Consider the following 15,823-nt stretch of genomic DNA (forward strand, 5'->3'; position numbering starts at 1 on the left):
GAAGCATTGCCGGGCTGAATCCTGTCACGAACAGCTGGTCCGCTTCGGCTAGCATACCGCCCCGATGTACAGCCAGCTCATCCCGATCATTGCCCCGGTATTCATCGTCGCCCTGCTCGGCTATGGCTGGGCGCGACTCGCTGCGCCATTCAATCGCGAGTTCGTGACCGGCATCGTGATGAATGTCGGTGTGCCCTGCCTGATCCTGCAGGGCACCGCCGGGCTTGAGGCCGACGTGCCCTTGTTCATGTCGATGATCGGCTACGCGGTGCTGGCACTGATCGTCTGTGCCACGGTGGGTGGTGTTGTCCTGCGCGCGCTGGGCCAGCCACTGCGCAGCTATCTGCCACCCGTGGCTTTCGGCAATGCCGGCAACCTGGGTCTGCCGCTGTGTCTGTTTGCTTTCGGGCCGCGGGGGCTGGGCCTTGCCATCGGCTTCTACCTGGTCGGATCGGTCTCGCAGTTCCTGGTCGGGCCGCTGTTCCAGGGGCGGCGGCCGGTCTGGCGTACCTTGCTGACCACGCCGGTGAACTATGCCGCCGTGCTGGGCGTTACGCTGCTGGCCACGGAGACGACGCTGCCTGCGTGGCTCGGCAATACCGTGCAGTTGCTGGCCGGCATGGCGATTCCGCTGATGCTGGTGGCGCTCGGTCATGCACTCGGCAGTTTTGCGGTGAAACGCCTGCCGGTCGCCGCGGCGCTGGCGCTGGCGCGCCTGGGTCTCGGCCTGGCTGTTGGCCTGGGCCTCGTGTGGTTCTTCGGGCTCGAAGGGACTGAGCGTGGCGTCGTACTGATCGAAAGCGCCATGCCGGTTGCGGTCTTCAATTATCTGCTGGCAGCCCGTTATGACCGGCACCCTGACGAGATCGCCGGTGCCATCGTGATTTCGACGCTGGTCTCCTTTGTCACCTTACCCCTGCTGCTGCTCGTGGCGCTGCCGTCCTGAATTGGCTGGGCAAAAGCGCGACGGTGTTCATGCCATTGCCGCGCCTGTCTGCCCATACTTGCCGCGGGATTTGGGACACAGGGTGACTTGCATGACAGTCAATTCCAGGGCATTCGAATTCGTTCAGCAACTGGCAGTGAATCTGCGCCCGGAACTCGACCTGCCGGCATTTCCGGATGTCGTGCGCCGTCTGCAGGTCGCGCTGATCAGCGACCGGACCACCATCAAGGACATCGTCAACATCATCGGTTCGGAGCCGGTACTGAGTGCCCGGCTGATGCAGATGGCAAACTCTGCTGCGATGAATCCCGCCGGCTCCCCGGTGGCAAGCTTGAACAACGCGGTCAACCGCCTCGGCTTCAATCACGTGCGTACGGTTTCAACTGCCTTTGCCCTGCGCCAGCTCAGCCGCAACGAGGCGCTCGGTTCGATTCGACCGGACCTCGAACAGATCTGGGCCACCAGCAACAACGTCGCGGCGATTTGCTTTGCCGTTGCCAAGCAGGCTTTCGGCCGTCAGCCCGATGAAGCCATGCTTGCCGGCCTGCTGCACTCGATCGGGAGGCTCTACATCGTCATGCACGCGCACCAGAAAGATCCGACGATGCGCGCGGATCCCGAGTTCAGCGAAATCCTCGAGACCTGGCAACCGGTGATCGGCAAAGCCATACTCGAAGCCTGGGGTTTGCCGGTACGCATCTGTGCGGCGGTGGAAAACCAGGACTACCTGCTCAACGGCGGCTCGGCCGAACTCGAACCGCTGACCCGGCTGCTGTCCGCTGCGAAACTGAAACATCGTCTTGGTGCCGAACCGGAGTTGCTGACCCGACACCCCGACGCGGAATTCATGCTCGGCAGCGTCAATCTCGGCAAGGGCTTCTTCACGGACCTGATGCTCAGCAGTCAGGAGGACATCGAGACCATGCAACAGGCGCTGGCCAACTGATCACCTGGTGCACCAGCAAGCTATGGTGCGACTTTCAGCAAGGCCTCGGCGTCCGTGGCCCACTTGACGATGGCTTTGCGCTCGGCATCGGACATGGTCGAGCCCTTCTGCTTCTCGTACTTCGGCGGCGGCATATCGTCATCGGCCGTTGCCTTGCGGATCTCGGTCATGAGTTTCGGCAGGTCCCACTTGCTCGGGAAAGGAAAGCCGTCATCCATGCTCCACTTCTTGTGGGCCTTCCTGCTCTTCTTGCCGGCGGTTGAACGGGCCGGGTCCTGAAGTCCGGCGGGGATACTGCCGTGGCAGTCTGCACAGTGCGCCTGGAAAGCCTGTTCGACGCTTCCCCGGTACTTCGCATCGATGGCCTGGATTGTCGCCGGAGGAATATCGGCAGCTGCCAGCAGGAGAACAAGGCTTGAGCCAGCCAATGCAATCATTTCAGTGACTCCCCGATTTGTTTGCCGACCTGAACATTCTGGCACACGCGAGATAGCCGCACAGAGCAAGCGCTGAAAACACCGCGCCGGCGAGGAAGGTCGCTGCAGCACCGAAGCCGTCCCACAGTCCACCCGCAACGACACTGGCGACCAGCATCAGGATGCCGGTTATCAGGTTGAAGAAGCCGAATGCCGTGCCACGCTGATCGGCCGGGATGGTGTCGGCAATCAGTGCGGCGATCAGGCCCTGGGTCAGACCCATGTGCAGGCCCCAGAGTGCGGTACCGAGAAATACGAGGCCAGGGGAAGTCGCCAGGGCGAGGACCAGATCCGCGACCAGCAGCATCGCGACCCCGATCCCGAGCAGCGTGCGCCGCGACCAACGGCTGGCGGCCAGACCCGCCGGATAGGATGAAGCGGCGTAGACCACGTTCATCACCACCAGCACGGCGGGGATCCAGGCAAGCGTCACGCCGAGGTCCTGGGCGCGCAATACCAGAAATGCTTCACTGAACCTCGCCAGCGTCAGTACGCCGCCGAAAAGCACGATCAACCAGTAACGTGTCCCGAGGCGGCGCAGTTCGCCCGGTGTCAGCGGACTGCGGCCTGGCCGTCCATGCGCCTTCTCGGTTAACGCTGCCCGGTCAGGCTCCTGCACACCGGCCATGAGCAGTACGACTGCGAGTACCGCCGGCACCACCGCGACCCACAACACGGCACGGATATCGTCGTGCCAGAGCAGCATCAGGCTCACGGCAAGCAGCGGGCCGATGAAGGCGCCCATGGAGTCCATCGACTGTCGCAAGCCATAGGCGGCATTGCGGAGTGCTGGCGGTGTGATATCGGCAACCAGCGCATCCCGGGGTGCACCCCGGATGCCTTTGCCGATACGGTCCAGGAAACGGGCACTGAGGACTGCGGCCAGAGACTCCGCCAACGGGAATATCGGCTTGGTCAATGCCGCAAGACTGTAACCGAGAACCACCAGGCCCTTGCGCCGCTGCCAGCGATCGCTCAATACCCCGGAAAATACCTTGGTGATGGCAGCGGTGGCTTCGGCAATGCCTTCGATGATGCCGATGCTCAACAGGCTTGCGCCGAGCACCGACGACATGAATACGGGCAACAGGCTGTGCACCAGTTCGGAAGAGGCGTCCATGCACAGGGACACCAAACCCAGGGCGATGACACCGCCAGGCAGTCGACGGCGCGCCTGTGCCATCAGTTCCGGATCAGGTGCTATCGGCACTGCGTATGCCGAAAACAACCGAGCAGATGGTCGTTGATGAGTCCGGTCGCCTGCAGGTGTGCATAGAGAATCGTGCTGCCGACGAAGCGGAAGCCGCGTTTCTTCATGTCCTTGCTGAGTGCGTCCGAGATCGGGCTGGTTGCCGGCACCTCGGACTGATCGCGCCAGCGGTTTACGACCGGCCTGCCATCCACGAAACCCCAGATGTAGCGATCGAAGCTGCCGAACTCGTCCTGCAGTTCCAGAAATGCCCGCGCATTGCTCACTGCGGCGCTGACCTTGAGCCGGTTGCGGATGATGCCGGGATCCAGCAGCAGCTTTTCGATGCGTGCTGGCGTGAAGCGCGCGACCTTGTGTGGATCGAAATCCGCGAAGGCACGCCGGTAGCCGGCGCGCCGGTGCAGAACTGTTGACCAGGACAATCCGGCCTGTGCCCCTTCGAGAATCAGGAATTCAAATTGCTTGCGGTCATCGTGTACCGGTACGCCCCATTCGGTGTCGTGGTAGTCAAGGTATGCGGCGCTGACCCCTTCGGACCATGGGCAGCGAAGTTTGCGCGGTGCTGAATCCGCGGCGCGTTTCACGGCGCTCCCGTGCCGTCGGCCTGGCTCTCGGGCCCGACAGTGAGTCCGCGCCACAGGCCGATAAAAAAGTGCCTGGCGTTCACGCCGAGCGTGCGCGTGTTGTAGCCGCCTTCCTGGACGATCAGGGTCGGCAGCCCAAGCGCCCCGATCAACGCGCCGTTCTGGTCAAAGTCCTTTGCACCCAGCGACCAGGAGCCGGTCGGGTCGTTGCGGGCGGTGTCGAGACCGAGAGATACCACCAGTATGTGAGGCTTGAAGCGGCTGATGCGCGAGAGCGCCTGCGCCAGCGATTGCCGGTAGCGCTCGCCGCCGATCTTTTCCGGCAGCGGAATATTCAGATTGAAGCCCTCGCCGTCACCGCTCCCGGTCTCGTCTTCAAATCCGGAAAAGTAGGGATAGGTGTCACGGGGGTGGCCGTGTATCGAAACGGTCAGGACATCGCTGCGCTTGTAGAAGATGTCCTGCGAACCGTTGCCGTGGTGGTAGTCCACATCGAGCAGCGCGACCTTGCCATAACGACTCAGGTAGTTGGCGGCGATCGCGGCGGAGTTGAAATAGCAGAAGCCGCCAAAGGCCTCGCGTTCGGCGTGGTGGCCGGGCGGCCGCACCAGCGCATAGCCTGCGGTATGTCCGTCGAGTACGGCATCGGCGGCCGTCAGGGTGCAGTCGACCGCGCGGCGCGCTGCCCGGTAGGCATTCTCGTTGATCGGCGTGAAGGTGTCCATGCAGTAGTAGCCGGCGCGCAGCGGGTATTCCCGTGGCGGCCGCGCCTTGTTGCGCAGGGGGAATACGTAGGGGTAAACGGACTGGCCGGGCTTGACCGCCGCACTGGCCCGCTTGATGAAATCCACCAGCCCCGGGTCGTGTACGGTGGTAATCCAGTCTTCGCTGTAACGGCGTGGCCGCAGATCGTCAAACAGATCGACCTTGGCCAGCTCGCGGCGAATAACCCGTACCCTCGCTGGTGCTTCCACATAGCCGCTTTCGCGGATGTGATGGATCTGGTGGCGGTCGTTGATGACTACGGCGATGCGCCGCTGACGTGGTGCGGCGCGCGGTGCGGCCTGGCGTTCCGGCGTCTTGACGTAGCGGGGTTCGCGCAGGCGCACCGGATTGTCGCGGATCGAGGCGACCACATCCTTGATGTATGCCGGCGGGCAATAGTCACCATATTTGCGTTCAAGAATGGCGCGAACGACTCGCCGGGCATCGCGCCTCGCCAGCGCTTCGTTCTGGCCTAGGTTGTCGAATACGAGGTACGGCGGGTCTGTATCGCCGGCCTTCAGCGGCGTTTCGTAGCGGGTATTGATTATCGGGGTCGCGCCATAGCGCTCGTAGAACTTGAGGCGGGCAGCATTCGCACTGCGGATGGCCGGGTCAGGGCTCAGGGCCGGATCATCCGGCAGGCATTCCAGGAAGATGCCGCGCGCCTTCAGGCGCAGCGCCTCTTCGCGTACGCGTTCATAGAGGGCACCGCCGAGTCCCTGGCCCATCTCATCGGCTCCAGTGGCGATGAAGTCCAGATAGCAGAAGCGCAGGTCGGGGGCATGCAGCAGGAGGGCGAATCCCACCACCTGTTCACGGCGCTCGGCCACGAACAGAATGGCGCGGAAGCGGTGCTTGAGGGGATCGCGCAACTGCTCCGCGAGCTTGCTGATTTCGGCTTCGCTGAGCAGCTGAAACTGCTTGCGCAGGATATCCTGCGCCTGGGCGAGGAGACGCCGACTGGTCTCCGTGGTGTCGTCAAAGACGCGCCGGATGATGAACATATGCGCCTTAGTATGAACCAATAAGGGACAATGGCGTGACCGTGAAAAGAGTACTGCCCATGCGTGTGATCGCCCTGCTGGTGATGGCCGTTGCCCTGTTCGCTTCGATCCAGGTTCACGGCCAGGGCGCAGCCGCACCCGCACCCTCAAGCTCAACTGCCTGGGGGCCCCTGCAGCTTCTCGATCGCGAGATCCCGGCGGGCCAGAAACGGAAGTTTCGCTACCAGCTCACACAGACCTTCGAGGGTTCGTTCCTCGATACGGTGGTATTCGTTGCCCGTGGCGCGAAACCCGGCCCCACGCTGTGCCTGACCGCGCTGATTCATGGTGATGAGCGCAATGGTTTTGAAATCGTTCGTGAAAGCTTCGCCCGCCTCGATCCGGCTCGCCTCTCCGGTACGCTCATCGCCGTACCGGCGGCCAATGCGAACGGCTTTCGTACCGGCAGTCGCTACATGCCGGATCGACGCGACCTCAACCGCGCGTTTCCTGGCAAAGCCGGCAGCGACAATACGGCGCTCATCGCCGGTATCCTGTACAGCACGCTCAGCGAGCATTGTGATGCACTGATCGATCTGCATACCGGATCCTTCGATCGGGCCAACCTGCCACAGGTGCGCGTGGATCTTGCCAATGCGAAGGCACTCGAACTGGCGCGGCGTTTTGGTGCCACCGTCGTGCTGGGTGGTGCGGGTCCGAAGGGCAGCCTGCGTCGGGAAATGATGGATGCGGGGATACCGTCGATCATCTACGAGGCCGGATTGCCACTGCGCTTTGAACCGATGGAAATCGAGCATGGCGTGCAGGGGGTGCGCAACATCATGATCGGGCTGGGCATGAGCAACGGCCAGGCAACGGCCCCGACGCCGGAGGCGCGCATTTTCAGCAGGGCGAACTGGGTGCGTGTGCCGCTCGGCAATGGCGGGGTGTTCTACCCTGTGCGCAAACTCGGTGACAGTGTGCGCAAGGGAGATTTCATCGCCCGCATCTTTGATCCCTTCACCGATGAACGCTTCGATCTGCCCTCACCGCTGGAGGGCCAGATCATCGGCATGGCGGTTCCGCAGATCGTGTTCTCGGGCTACGCGCTGGTGCATGTTGCATCGGCACCGGTCAGCGAAGCCAGAGCGTTCCGGCCTGAATGACCGCCTGGGTCAGGTCAGCCTCTCCCGCCGCCGACCGTTGCAACGGAAATGATTCCGGTTGCGGAATGCCCACGCCCACAGCGGGCGTGGGCGGGAAAGTCTTGCAAGCGCTCACCGTGTACTCACGGTAGCAGCAAGACTTTCCGAACCGCGACCGCGGCACTACGGAGTGCGTTTGAGGTCTCGTGGGGCAAGCTCTTTACCCTGTCTGACGAGTTACTCGTCTATCCGCGTCACGATTACCAGGGTCGGCGCGTATACGAAAACCTGGGCCAGTACGCTGAGCAGGCAACAGCCTCAGTTGCGCAGTGCCGGTACGACCCGTTCGCCCAGAACCCTGATCGTCTCGGCCGGGTTCTCGTAGATCCGCAGCGCGATTTCGGTAAGACCCGCCGCCTGAAACCGGCGCAGGCGGTCGATTTCCTGGTCCAGATCCCTGAGCGAGCAGGCTGATGTGCAGCGCTGCGTGAGCTTGTGGACGATCGAGTCCGGCACGCCTTCGATGACATCGCTCTTCCTGTTGTAGGCGCGGATGAAGTTGTTGATGTTCCGGTTGACGATGGCTGCCTCGTCCGGCTCCAGCACTGCGTCGATATGCGGCGGATAGAGCGTGCCGCGTACGGTGAGCCAGATGCGCGCTTCGCGCTCCGCTTCTTCCCGGCTTTCCTTCACGTGCCAGGCCCAGAAATTGTTCATCGGAAAAGTCGTGGTATCGCGGCCCGCCTCGGTGAGGGAGGCATCGACGATCGTCCGCGCCTTGCGCACCTGTTCGACCACGAAATCGCTGACCATGATGCCGTCTGCGTAGCGCGCCGCGGCGCGCAGCATCTGCGGGCCACCGGCGCCCACATATATGGCAGGCGGCGGGCTGTGCACCCAGGCCGGGTTGTACCATTTGATCTCGTAGATCTCCCCCCGATACCTGACTGGCTTGCCGGTTGCAGCAGCCTTGAGGATTTCCACGCATTCCCGCACGGCGCGCACCACCCGCAGCGGTTTTGCACCCATCGCGGTTGCGGTACCGCCGCCAGCCCCGACAACGATCTGCGCGCGACCCTTAGCCACTTCGTTGAGCGTCAACAGTGAGCTGGCCATCTTCAGCGGATGCAGTTCGAAGGGGCTTACGGCGATGGGGCCAAGGCGAATGCGCTCTGTCTGCATCGCCAGCGGCACGAAGTTGATGAAGGGATCGCGGGCGTCATTCATGTTTGACACCCAGACACCGCCGAGACCCTGCTCTTCGGCCAGACGGCCGAGCTTCAGTATGGTTTCAGGCGGATTGTTGGCCTCGAGAATGACATCGATGCGCATGACGGCTCCGGAAGGCTCGCAGCAGTGCCAGTTGTCAGTGCGTTGCCGAGACCGGTTTGTAGGCTGACTTCTCCAGCGCGGAGTGGACGCTTTCGCTGATCCACTTGATGAAGTTGTCGTGCTGCACGATACCCTTGGCATTGAAGGCGTAGTCGAGTCCCTTGAGATCACGGCGCAGTTTTGCCTGGATGGTCCGGGCGCCGACCAGGTTGGTTACGATCAGCACCTTTTTGCCGTCCTTTGTGGCGCTCTCCACCATGGCCCGCAGTTTCTGTACGTTGGCGGCCCGCACTTCCGGCACGGCGTCATCCTGCAAGGTGCCGGCCCGCACCGCTGCGAAGCCGCCGTCTTCCTTCACGTACTTCGCCATGGTTTCCAGATTCCGGAGCGTCTGGGCATTGTCTGCCGCGCCGGCTGGTCCGTGGGAGGCGATGATCACCACCTCGTTCTTCGGATCCGTGCTGATTTCCATCGCGTAGTCGAGCAGGATTTCCGCGATCAGCGGATCAGTGCCCGGCGGCGGGACCAGATGCAGAACAGTATCGGTCTCCACCTGGCCAACCGTCGCATATGAAGCTTCTGCACGCCGGCCGAGCACGTATTCCCATTGCCGGTACATCTCGTCGTGGGTGGACGACACGATCGGTACGACCACGACCTCCTTCGCGCCCGCGGCCTGCAGGTCATCAAGCGCGAGCTGTATATGCTCGGACATCATCATTGCCATGCCGACGCCGAGTGCCGTGGGCAGGACATCGCCGATGGGCTGTACCCGCTCCCGGAACAGCTTGTCGCCCTGTTCGCGGAAGCCGTGCAACAGGATCAGCACACCCTGACCGGCATGCAGATCAGCGGGACTGATGTACCAGCTGTAGTCCTCACCCATCTGCTCCATGGAGAGGTTCATCTGGGCGTCGGTATATTTTGCGAACAGCGGGATCTTCTGGCGCAACTCGGCCGTCAGTTCGGGCGACATCTGGTGCTTCATGCCGTAGAGGCGCCGGCCGAGTTCGTCGCGGCCGCCATCGTGTCCGGCATGTTCGTCCTGAGCGGCATGCTGCGAATGGTCCGTCTGCGCGTTCGCCAGAAACGGTATGGTCATGCTGATGGCTGCGGTCAGCAACATCCAGTAACGGGTGTCGCCTTGGCGAATCGAATTGTTCTGTTGCATGGAGATCAGCCCCTATCGGCCGTCGAGGTCCCACTCTCCCGTTGAGCGCGAGCGGACCGGAATGCCGGCAATTACCGGCGCCTCGTACCTTGATTTCGGGTCGTAGTTGATTGCATCACCTTCGACGATGACGCGTTCGTTGACCGTGATCCAGTTGAGCAGTGTGCCGTCGAGCCTGAAGAAGCCGGTCCAGCCGCGTTCTTCACCGGCCACGAAGTGGCCGTGCTTGACCCGCGCGGGTCTGAAGAAATAAGTGCCGGCGTCCAGCGTGCCGAAGTTGTAGACCAGATGACCGTCGAGGCTGTACGCCTCTTCGAAGACCGGGTGATGCACCATGCGGTCATCCGACCAGCCGGGTGGTGCCCAGGCGAGCATGGTGACAAAGCCCTTGTCGTTCTGTCCCGGCGGCGCGGGATCGTGATAAAGCAGCTTGAGCTTGAGAAAGCGCTGCGTATCGCCTTCATAGGCGTTGGGCATCCATTCCATGCGGTTGGTATCGGCGATGACCAGTTCGCCCTGCTTGTCGGAAGCGGTATTTCCGCCACGCGCGACGAAGCGGCTGCGGTTCTTTGCGGATACGGAAAATCCCCAGTCGCCGAATTCGCGGAATATCAGTACATCGGTGCCGGCGGCTACCTGTATCGCCGGAACGCACAGCCCGGCCGGCGCGCGGAAGTAGGCGCCCTGGCCGAGCAGGCGATCGCCGAGCTTCACCTGACCGGACATCACATACCACTCGACGTCACCGTGATGGTAGCCGGCCGGGCGGCTCCAGGCCGATTCAAAAACCACGCGTGTCGAGGCGCCGCCGTTTTCCTCGTCGTAGGAGAGGTTTCGCTGGCGGGCCTTGCCGCTGCCGCGGGTAAGTTCCGCCGGGTGCCAGACGAGGTCGGCTTCCTGGATCAGTTCCACATGAGGACGCATTGTCGTTCTCCCTTCGCCCTGCCGTTGCTAGCGTGCCTTGCGGCCCGGCTTGCGCTTCTTGCTGGCCGCTTTTTTTCGCTTCAGCGGGCGGGCTTCTTCGAGCAGCGGAAAATCGTCGCACAGTGCGCGTGTCTGCCGGCAGGCTTCGATGAATTCATCCATCACCGGCCCGCTGACCGGAACCTGGCCGGACTTCGGTGCAGCCCGCTTCAGGCTGCGCCAGAGTTTATTGACACGCTTTAGTGTCTGCTCCATCGCATTGGTGACGTAGCGGGAATGAAAATCCCAGTCGCCGCGAATCTGGCCCAGATCAACCGGTTTGTCTGACATTGCACGCGCTCCAGCGTCTTGGATGAGTTGTTGCAAGCATAGCGACTATATCAACCGCATCTTGTCCGGCCCGCGGCTTGTTGACCGCACCTCGGCCAGAGCATGCTGACCTACGGTGTTCGGTCCGGCCCCGATGTGCTGCGAGAATTGACCGGGCGCCGGTAGATCACGTAGTACACGAGCGCGCTGCCGCCCCCCAGTACCCGCTGCATGGCAAAGCCCAGTTGCAGGTCGCTCACCACGATCACGTAATAAAGTGCACCCAGGCCAATGAAAGCGCCGGCCAGCATGCCGAGCATCGCCAGCTGCAGGAACGATAGCCGTGCTTTCAGGAGGCAGGCTTCATGGACCCGCTGGGCGATCTCGGCGGGTGAGTAGGCATCAAGGCCGTAGCTGCTGCTCATGGTTGAACGCCTGTACCCGACGGATTATTCCTCGACAGAGGCTGCATTATGGAAAAAGATAGCAGACTATCGCCGGCGGGATCCCAGGGGGAACGACGACATGACCGACCGTTACGGAGTTATCGGCCATCCGATCGCGCACAGCAAGTCGCCGGTTATCCACCGGCTGTTTGCCGAGGCGACCGGGCAGGACATCACATACGAGGCCTGGGATATCGCTCCGGAAGTCCTGGCCGAGCGGGTCCGGCAGCTGTTTGCCGAGGGCGTCCGCGGCCTCAATGTGACGGTGCCCCACAAGACCGCGGTTGCCCGGATCGCCTCCCGGCTGACCTCCCGTGCTGAGCTGGCCGGTGCGGTGAATACCCTGATCATGCACGCTGATGGTGCGATCGAGGGCGATAACACCGACGGCGCGGGTCTCGTCAATGATTTGCGCCAGAACCTGCGCCTGCGGCTCTCGGGTACCCGCATCCTGATACTCGGTGCCGGCGGTGCGACGCGCGGCATCGTTCCCGCCCTTTTCGAGACCAAACCACGCGAAATCGTCATCGCCAACCGGACGCCCGAAAAGGCACGTGATCTGGCGCGCGATTTTCGCCTGCTGGGGCGGATTCTCGCCTGTCAGTTCCAGGAACTCGGCGGACAGAGCTTCGATCTGGTCATCAACGCGACTTCGGCGGGCCTGCACGGCGAGTTGCCGCCGTTCCCGCCGTCGATACTCGGCCCGGAAACGCTGTGCTACGACTTGTCCTACGCGATGCATGACACGCCTTTCGTGAGCTGGGCCAGTGAACATGGTGCCGGCCGCATCAGCCAGGGCTGGGGCATGCTGGTGGAGCAGGCAGCTGAGTCCTTCTATCTGTGGCGCGGGGTACGGCCGGACACCAGGCCCATCATCGCGAAACTGCCGGGTTCACCGGGCGCCACCGATACGATGCAAAAACGTCTGGCCTGAGCCATGCCGCTGCCGCGGCCTGATGCCGGGCGACCAACGCAGATGCAGGCGATCTGGCGAATCATTGCGGCCATTCCGCCCGGGCGGGTTGCCAGTTACGGGCAGATCGCCGCATTGGCCGGACTGCCGCGCGGTGCGCGACAGACTGCCCGTGCGCTCCGGCATGCGCCCGCTGAACTGGGCCTGCCGTGGCATCGCGTGATCGCGGTGAACGGCCGCATCGCCATTCCGGTATCGAGTCGCGGTTACCGTACCCAGATCAGCCGGTTGCGCGCGGAGGGCATCGTTGTAGACGCCGGTCGCGTGAATATGCGCGTGTACCGCTGGGCACCGCGTCTGGATGAGTTGCTGTGGGGGCCGATGCCGGACCTCCCGGAAAGGCCATTGCGCGACTAGCCCTGGCTGTCGGCTTCGGCGAAGGCGGCGAGTCCGCGCAGCGCGGGCTGATCGGCAATGATGACCCGGGTGGGGATGTCGGCGAGAAACGGGCGGTAACGGCCCTTGTCCTCGAAACGTGCGCGGAAGCCCGAGGTTATCAGCTGTTCAAGGTATCTCGGTGTGATGCCGCCACCGATGTAGACGCCGCCGAAAGCGGCGAAGGTGAGGGCGAGATTGCTGGCCGCCGTGGCGAGCAGCTGAAAGAACACCTCCAGCGCCTCGAGGGCGGCCGCTTCGCCGGCGACAATCCGCGCGCCGACTTCATCCGGCGTCAGCAGCTCACCGCCGTGCAATGCCATATAAAGAAAAGCGAGGCCGGCGCCGGAGATCAGCCGCTCCGCCGAGCAATGACCGAAACGCTCGCGGCCCAGCGCGATGATGCGCGCTTCACGCTCGTCGCTCGGCGCCATGGTGACGTGGCCGCCCTCGCCAGTGATGGCATGCCAGCGCCCGCCGATCTGCACGAGTCCCGCCGCACCAAGTCCCGTGCCCGGACCGAGCACCACCTTCGGCGCGCCGGCGACTTCCCGGCCGCCGCCGATTTGCAGCAGGTCGGCCGGACCGAGTACCGGCAAGGCGTAGGCTTGTGCAGCGAAATCGTTGAGCGGAGTGACACGGCGCAGTGACAGCGCGCGAGCCAGTGCGCTGACCGAGAAACTCCAGTTGATGTTGATCATCCGGACTTCATCGCCCTGGATCGGTGCGGCGATGGCCAGTACGGCTTCGTCCGGCCTTTCAGCCGGCGGCAGCATGCCAAGATAAGCGCCGAGCAGGCGGTCGAGGCCCGGGAAATCCCGGTTACGGAAATTTTCCGTGTACTGAAGAACGCCGCCCGGGCTTGCTACCGCACAACGGGTATTGGTTCCACCGATATCTGCGATCAGCCAGCGCATGCGTGCAGGATACACGCGGGACGATCCTGCATGGGCTCTGACTCAGCCCCGGGTTTCCCGGGCAACCGGGAAGTAGTCACGGGTGCCGTTGGCGATGCGCACCAGGGTCAGCATGATCGGCACCTCCACCAGCACGCCCACGACGGTTGCCAGTGCCGCACCGGACTGCAGGCCGAACAGCGAGATGGCAACCGCGACGGCCAGCTCAAAGAAGTTGCTGGCACCGATCATGCCGGCAGGTGCCGCGATGTTATGGGGCACCTTCCAGGCTTTGGCCCAGCCGTAGGCAATGAAGAAGATCAAAAAGGTCTGGATGACCAGCGGGATGGCGATCAGCAGGATATCCAGCGGGTTGGCGATGATGACATCGCCCTGGAAGGCAAACAGCAGCACCAGGGTGATGATCAGTCCGACCGGGGTGACTGGTGTCAGTCGCTTCATGAAGACCTTGTCGAACCACTCGAGGCCGCGCTGTTTGATGACGGTTCGACGGGTCAGGTAGCCGGCGCCCAGCGGAATCACGATGTAGAGCACCACCGACAGGATGACCGTATCCCAGGGGACCTGGATGTTCGACACGCCGAGCAGGAAGACCACGATGGGCGCAAAGGCAAACAGCATGATCAGGTCGTTGAGCGCGACCTGGACCAGGGTGTAGGCGGCGTCGCCGCGGGTGAGGTAGCTCCACACGAAGACCATGGCGGTGCAGGGCGCAGCGCCCAGAAGAATCGCCCCGGCCAGATACTCGCTGGCCCGTTCCGCAGGGATCAGTGGCGCGAACAAGACGGTCAGGAAAAACCAGGCGATCGCGAACATGGTGAAGGGCTTGATCAGCCAGTTGACCGCGGTGGTGATGACCAACCCCCTGGGTTGGCGGCGTACACCGAGGATCGACGTGAAATCGATCTGCACCATCATGGGAAAAATCATCGCCCAGATCAGTACCGCAACCGGGATCGATACCTGGGCATACTCAAAGCGCGACAGGGCATCGGGTATGGCCGGTGCGAACTGCCCCAGCAGCACACCCGCCACGATGGCCAAGGCCACCCAGACAGAGAGTAAACGCTCGAACAGCCCCATGGCTTCCGAGGTGCCTGGAGCCTGTGACTCCGGGCGAGCGGTATTCCGGCTTATCGCCCTGCTCCCGGGTAGCGAATCACTTTGCCGTCTTCCCTGGTGAAGTGTTCGACAGGATTTTCGAGGATATCCAGCACACGCTCGGAGGGCCTGCACAGACGGGCGCCCTTGTCCGTCACGACGATCGGCCGATTGATCAGAATCGGATGCGCCATCATGGCATCGATCAGTTGATCATCGCTCAATGCCGGATCGTCGAGCCCCAGTTCATCGTACGGCGTGCCTTTGCGCCGAAGGAGGTCGCGTGGAGCGATCCCCATCATCGACAGCAATGCAAGCAGCCGTTCGCGGCTGGGCGGTGTCTGGAGATACTCGATGACCTCGGGGTCTTCACCTGAGGCCTTGATCATCGCCAGGGTGTTGCGCGAAGTGCCGCAGTCGGGATTGTGATAGATCAGGGTTTGCATGCCGCCGCATTTTATCCGGGCGCGCTTCCGGAGGCCCAAAAAAAAGCCGCCCCTGGGCAGGGGGCGGCAAGATTGGGCTTGGGATGGTGCTATTCAGCTTTTTATTGTTTTTGTTTTTCTTCTTCTTATTGAGGTTGCTGTTCGATCATTGGGTTTGGGCTTGGGTTTTTGGGGTGTGGGCTGCTGTGCTTTCTCGGTTGATCGTTCAGCGGGGTCCTCGCTGAAGTAATTGCAGCAAACGTGCCAGCCTCGCGCGGAGCGCCCGTCGACTTGACAGAATCCGGAAAATAGCCGTTTTACCGTGACTGTCGTCACACGAAACCGGTGCCCTGCCGCTGGCCTGGCGATGGAGGTAGGGTTGCTGCTCGCCGCTCCCGGGGCGATTTGTATAGCAGGGCGACGCCCGACGCCGGGGATCAGGTGAACCGCGTCACGTTCCCCGTATAAACCCGTTCTTGGACAAAGACTTACAGGCTTGCCGCCCGTGTAAGATTTGCCGACGGCGAGTGTCTCCGCGTAGCACCGCTTTGGCTTCGCCCCCAAGTGCCCTCAGGCGTTGAGGTCGGGAATCCGCGCGCTTTCCAGCCGCGTGATGAGATCCTTGAGGCGCAGTTTCTCTTTCTTCAGGCGCCGGATGCGCAGCTGATCCTCGGCTGCAAAGCGATCGAGTGCCGCGATCGCCGCGTCGAGATCGCGGTGCGCGACGCGCAACTCCTTCAGTCGCCAGAGGTCACTGAAGACATTCGTGTTGATGTTGTCGTCATCGCTCATCGT

General features: G+C 62.7%; 18 protein-coding genes. 5 read left to right on the forward strand and 13 right to left on the reverse strand.

What is annotated here, in order from left to right; translation table 11 throughout:
* Window positions 1-64 precede the first annotated feature (64 nt).
* Together H6979_10770 and H6979_10775 are read left to right on the forward strand one after the other, a co-directional pair.
* Window positions 65-946, forward strand: a complete 882-nt coding sequence (locus tag H6979_10770; protein MCP5140330.1) for an AEC family transporter — start codon at window positions 65-67, stop codon at window positions 944-946.
* A gap of 91 nt (window positions 947-1,037) precedes the next feature.
* Window positions 1,038-1,892, forward strand: a complete 855-nt coding sequence (locus H6979_10775; GenBank protein MCP5140331.1) for an HDOD domain-containing protein — start codon at window positions 1,038-1,040, stop codon at window positions 1,890-1,892.
* 20 nt (window positions 1,893-1,912) lie between these two features.
* On the opposite strand, the gene H6979_10780 is transcribed toward H6979_10775, so the two are convergent.
* The 4 genes from H6979_10780 to H6979_10795 are packed head-to-tail and all read right to left on the reverse strand — an operon-like array spanning window position 1,913 to window position 5,931.
* Window positions 1,913-2,329 carry a c-type cytochrome gene (locus H6979_10780; protein ID MCP5140332.1) on the reverse strand — a complete coding sequence of 139 codons (417 nt, stop codon included), beginning with the start codon at window positions 2,327-2,329 and terminating at the stop codon, window positions 1,913-1,915.
* Between the two features lies 1 nt (window position 2,330).
* Window positions 2,331-3,551 carry an MFS transporter gene (locus tag H6979_10785; GenBank protein MCP5140333.1) on the reverse strand — a complete coding sequence of 407 codons (1,221 nt, stop codon included), beginning with the start codon at window positions 3,549-3,551 and terminating at the stop codon, window positions 2,331-2,333.
* Between the two features lie 17 nt (window positions 3,552-3,568).
* The gene (locus H6979_10790) at window positions 3,569-4,162 is read right to left on the reverse strand and encodes a DNA-3-methyladenine glycosylase I (protein ID MCP5140334.1); all 594 of its coding nucleotides are present in this window, start codon (window positions 4,160-4,162) and stop codon (window positions 3,569-3,571) included.
* Window positions 4,159-5,931, reverse strand: a complete 1,773-nt coding sequence (locus tag H6979_10795) for a GNAT family N-acetyltransferase (GenBank protein ID MCP5140335.1) — start codon at window positions 5,929-5,931, stop codon at window positions 4,159-4,161. The genes H6979_10790 and H6979_10795 overlap by 4 nt, the downstream gene beginning before the upstream one ends.
* A gap of 35 nt (window positions 5,932-5,966) precedes the next feature.
* Between H6979_10795 and H6979_10800 the strand changes: the two genes are divergently transcribed.
* The gene (locus H6979_10800) at window positions 5,967-7,076 is read left to right on the forward strand and encodes a succinylglutamate desuccinylase/aspartoacylase family protein (protein MCP5140336.1); all 1,110 of its coding nucleotides are present in this window, start codon (window positions 5,967-5,969) and stop codon (window positions 7,074-7,076) included.
* Between the two features lie 297 nt (window positions 7,077-7,373).
* On the opposite strand, the gene H6979_10805 is transcribed toward H6979_10800, so the two are convergent.
* The 5 genes from H6979_10805 to H6979_10825 form a co-directional block, all read right to left on the reverse strand.
* Window positions 7,374-8,387 carry an LLM class flavin-dependent oxidoreductase gene (locus tag H6979_10805; protein MCP5140337.1) on the reverse strand — a complete coding sequence of 338 codons (1,014 nt, stop codon included), beginning with the start codon at window positions 8,385-8,387 and terminating at the stop codon, window positions 7,374-7,376.
* A 34-nt stretch (window positions 8,388-8,421) separates the two neighbouring features.
* Window positions 8,422-9,558: a hypothetical protein gene (locus H6979_10810; GenBank protein ID MCP5140338.1), complete on the reverse strand. Its 1,137-nt coding sequence runs from the start codon at window positions 9,556-9,558 to the stop codon at window positions 8,422-8,424.
* 12 nt (window positions 9,559-9,570) lie between these two features.
* Window positions 9,571-10,482, reverse strand: coding sequence for a DUF4437 domain-containing protein (locus H6979_10815; protein ID MCP5140339.1), 912 nt, complete (start codon window positions 10,480-10,482; stop codon window positions 9,571-9,573).
* Window positions 10,483-10,509: 27 nt separating this feature from the next.
* Window positions 10,510-10,812 (reverse strand): hypothetical protein, encoded by a 303-nt coding sequence (locus tag H6979_10820; GenBank protein ID MCP5140340.1) that lies wholly within the window; start codon window positions 10,810-10,812, stop codon window positions 10,510-10,512.
* 110 nt (window positions 10,813-10,922) lie between these two features.
* The gene (locus tag H6979_10825; GenBank protein ID MCP5140341.1) at window positions 10,923-11,216 is read right to left on the reverse strand and encodes a hypothetical protein; all 294 of its coding nucleotides are present in this window, start codon (window positions 11,214-11,216) and stop codon (window positions 10,923-10,925) included.
* Between the two features lie 100 nt (window positions 11,217-11,316).
* Here H6979_10825 and aroE point away from each other — a divergent pair, with 100 nt between their 5' ends.
* Together aroE and H6979_10835 are read left to right on the forward strand one after the other, a co-directional pair.
* Window positions 11,317-12,171: a shikimate dehydrogenase gene (aroE, locus tag H6979_10830; GenBank protein MCP5140342.1), complete on the forward strand. Its 855-nt coding sequence runs from the start codon at window positions 11,317-11,319 to the stop codon at window positions 12,169-12,171.
* Between the two features lie 3 nt (window positions 12,172-12,174).
* Complete coding sequence (locus H6979_10835; protein MCP5140343.1) at window positions 12,175-12,567, forward strand: methylated-DNA--[protein]-cysteine S-methyltransferase; 393 nt, start codon at window positions 12,175-12,177, stop codon at window positions 12,565-12,567.
* Here the strand turns inward: H6979_10835 and glk are convergent.
* The 4 genes from glk to H6979_10855 all read right to left on the reverse strand — a co-directional run bounded on the left by glk (window position 12,564) and on the right by H6979_10855 (window position 15,820).
* The gene (glk, locus tag H6979_10840; protein ID MCP5140344.1) at window positions 12,564-13,517 is read right to left on the reverse strand and encodes a glucokinase; all 954 of its coding nucleotides are present in this window, start codon (window positions 13,515-13,517) and stop codon (window positions 12,564-12,566) included. The genes H6979_10835 and glk overlap by 4 nt on opposite strands.
* A 27-nt stretch (window positions 13,518-13,544) precedes the next feature.
* On the reverse strand, window positions 13,545-14,585 hold the full coding sequence (gene arsB, locus H6979_10845) for an ACR3 family arsenite efflux transporter (protein ID MCP5140345.1): 1,041 nt from the start codon (window positions 14,583-14,585) through the stop codon (window positions 13,545-13,547).
* A gap of 50 nt (window positions 14,586-14,635) precedes the next feature.
* Window positions 14,636-15,049, reverse strand: coding sequence for an arsenate reductase (glutaredoxin) (arsC, locus tag H6979_10850; protein MCP5140346.1), 414 nt, complete (start codon window positions 15,047-15,049; stop codon window positions 14,636-14,638).
* A gap of 549 nt (window positions 15,050-15,598) precedes the next feature.
* Entirely contained in the window at window positions 15,599-15,820 is a 222-nt protein-coding gene (locus H6979_10855; GenBank protein ID MCP5140347.1) for a YdcH family protein, read from the reverse strand.
* Window positions 15,821-15,823: the final 3 nt, after the last annotated feature.

This window comes from Chromatiales bacterium (genome assembly GCA_024234935.1).
In the GTDB taxonomy this organism is placed as follows: domain Bacteria; phylum Pseudomonadota; class Gammaproteobacteria; order Steroidobacterales.

Bases quoted from the DNA above. Each gene is read 5' to 3' on its own strand.
- H6979_10770 (MCP5140330.1), top strand. From the start codon at position 65: ATGTACAGCCAGCTCATCCCGATCATTGCCCCGGTATTCATCGTCGCC.
- H6979_10775 (MCP5140331.1), top strand. From the start codon at position 1,038: ATGACAGTCAATTCCAGGGCATTCGAATTCGTTCAGCAACTGGCAGTG.
- H6979_10780 (MCP5140332.1), bottom strand. From the start codon at position 2,329: ATGATTGCATTGGCTGGCTCAAGCCTTGTTCTCCTGCTGGCAGCTGCC.
- H6979_10785 (MCP5140333.1), bottom strand. From the start codon at position 3,551: ATGGCACAGGCGCGCCGTCGACTGCCTGGCGGTGTCATCGCCCTGGGT.
- H6979_10795 (MCP5140335.1), bottom strand. From the start codon at position 5,931: ATGTTCATCATCCGGCGCGTCTTTGACGACACCACGGAGACCAGTCGG.
- H6979_10805 (MCP5140337.1), bottom strand. From the start codon at position 8,387: ATGCGCATCGATGTCATTCTCGAGGCCAACAATCCGCCTGAAACCATA.
- H6979_10810 (MCP5140338.1), bottom strand. From the start codon at position 9,558: ATGCAACAGAACAATTCGATTCGCCAAGGCGACACCCGTTACTGGATG.
- H6979_10815 (MCP5140339.1), bottom strand. From the start codon at position 10,482: ATGCGTCCTCATGTGGAACTGATCCAGGAAGCCGACCTCGTCTGGCAC.
- H6979_10820 (MCP5140340.1), bottom strand. From the start codon at position 10,812: ATGTCAGACAAACCGGTTGATCTGGGCCAGATTCGCGGCGACTGGGAT.
- H6979_10825 (MCP5140341.1), bottom strand. From the start codon at position 11,216: ATGAGCAGCAGCTACGGCCTTGATGCCTACTCACCCGCCGAGATCGCC.
- aroE (MCP5140342.1), top strand. From the start codon at position 11,317: ATGACCGACCGTTACGGAGTTATCGGCCATCCGATCGCGCACAGCAAG.
- H6979_10835 (MCP5140343.1), top strand. From the start codon at position 12,175: ATGCCGCTGCCGCGGCCTGATGCCGGGCGACCAACGCAGATGCAGGCG.
- arsB (MCP5140345.1), bottom strand. From the start codon at position 14,585: ATGGGGCTGTTCGAGCGTTTACTCTCTGTCTGGGTGGCCTTGGCCATC.
- arsC (MCP5140346.1), bottom strand. From the start codon at position 15,049: ATGCAAACCCTGATCTATCACAATCCCGACTGCGGCACTTCGCGCAAC.
- H6979_10855 (MCP5140347.1), bottom strand. From the start codon at position 15,820: ATGAGCGATGACGACAACATCAACACGAATGTCTTCAGTGACCTCTGG.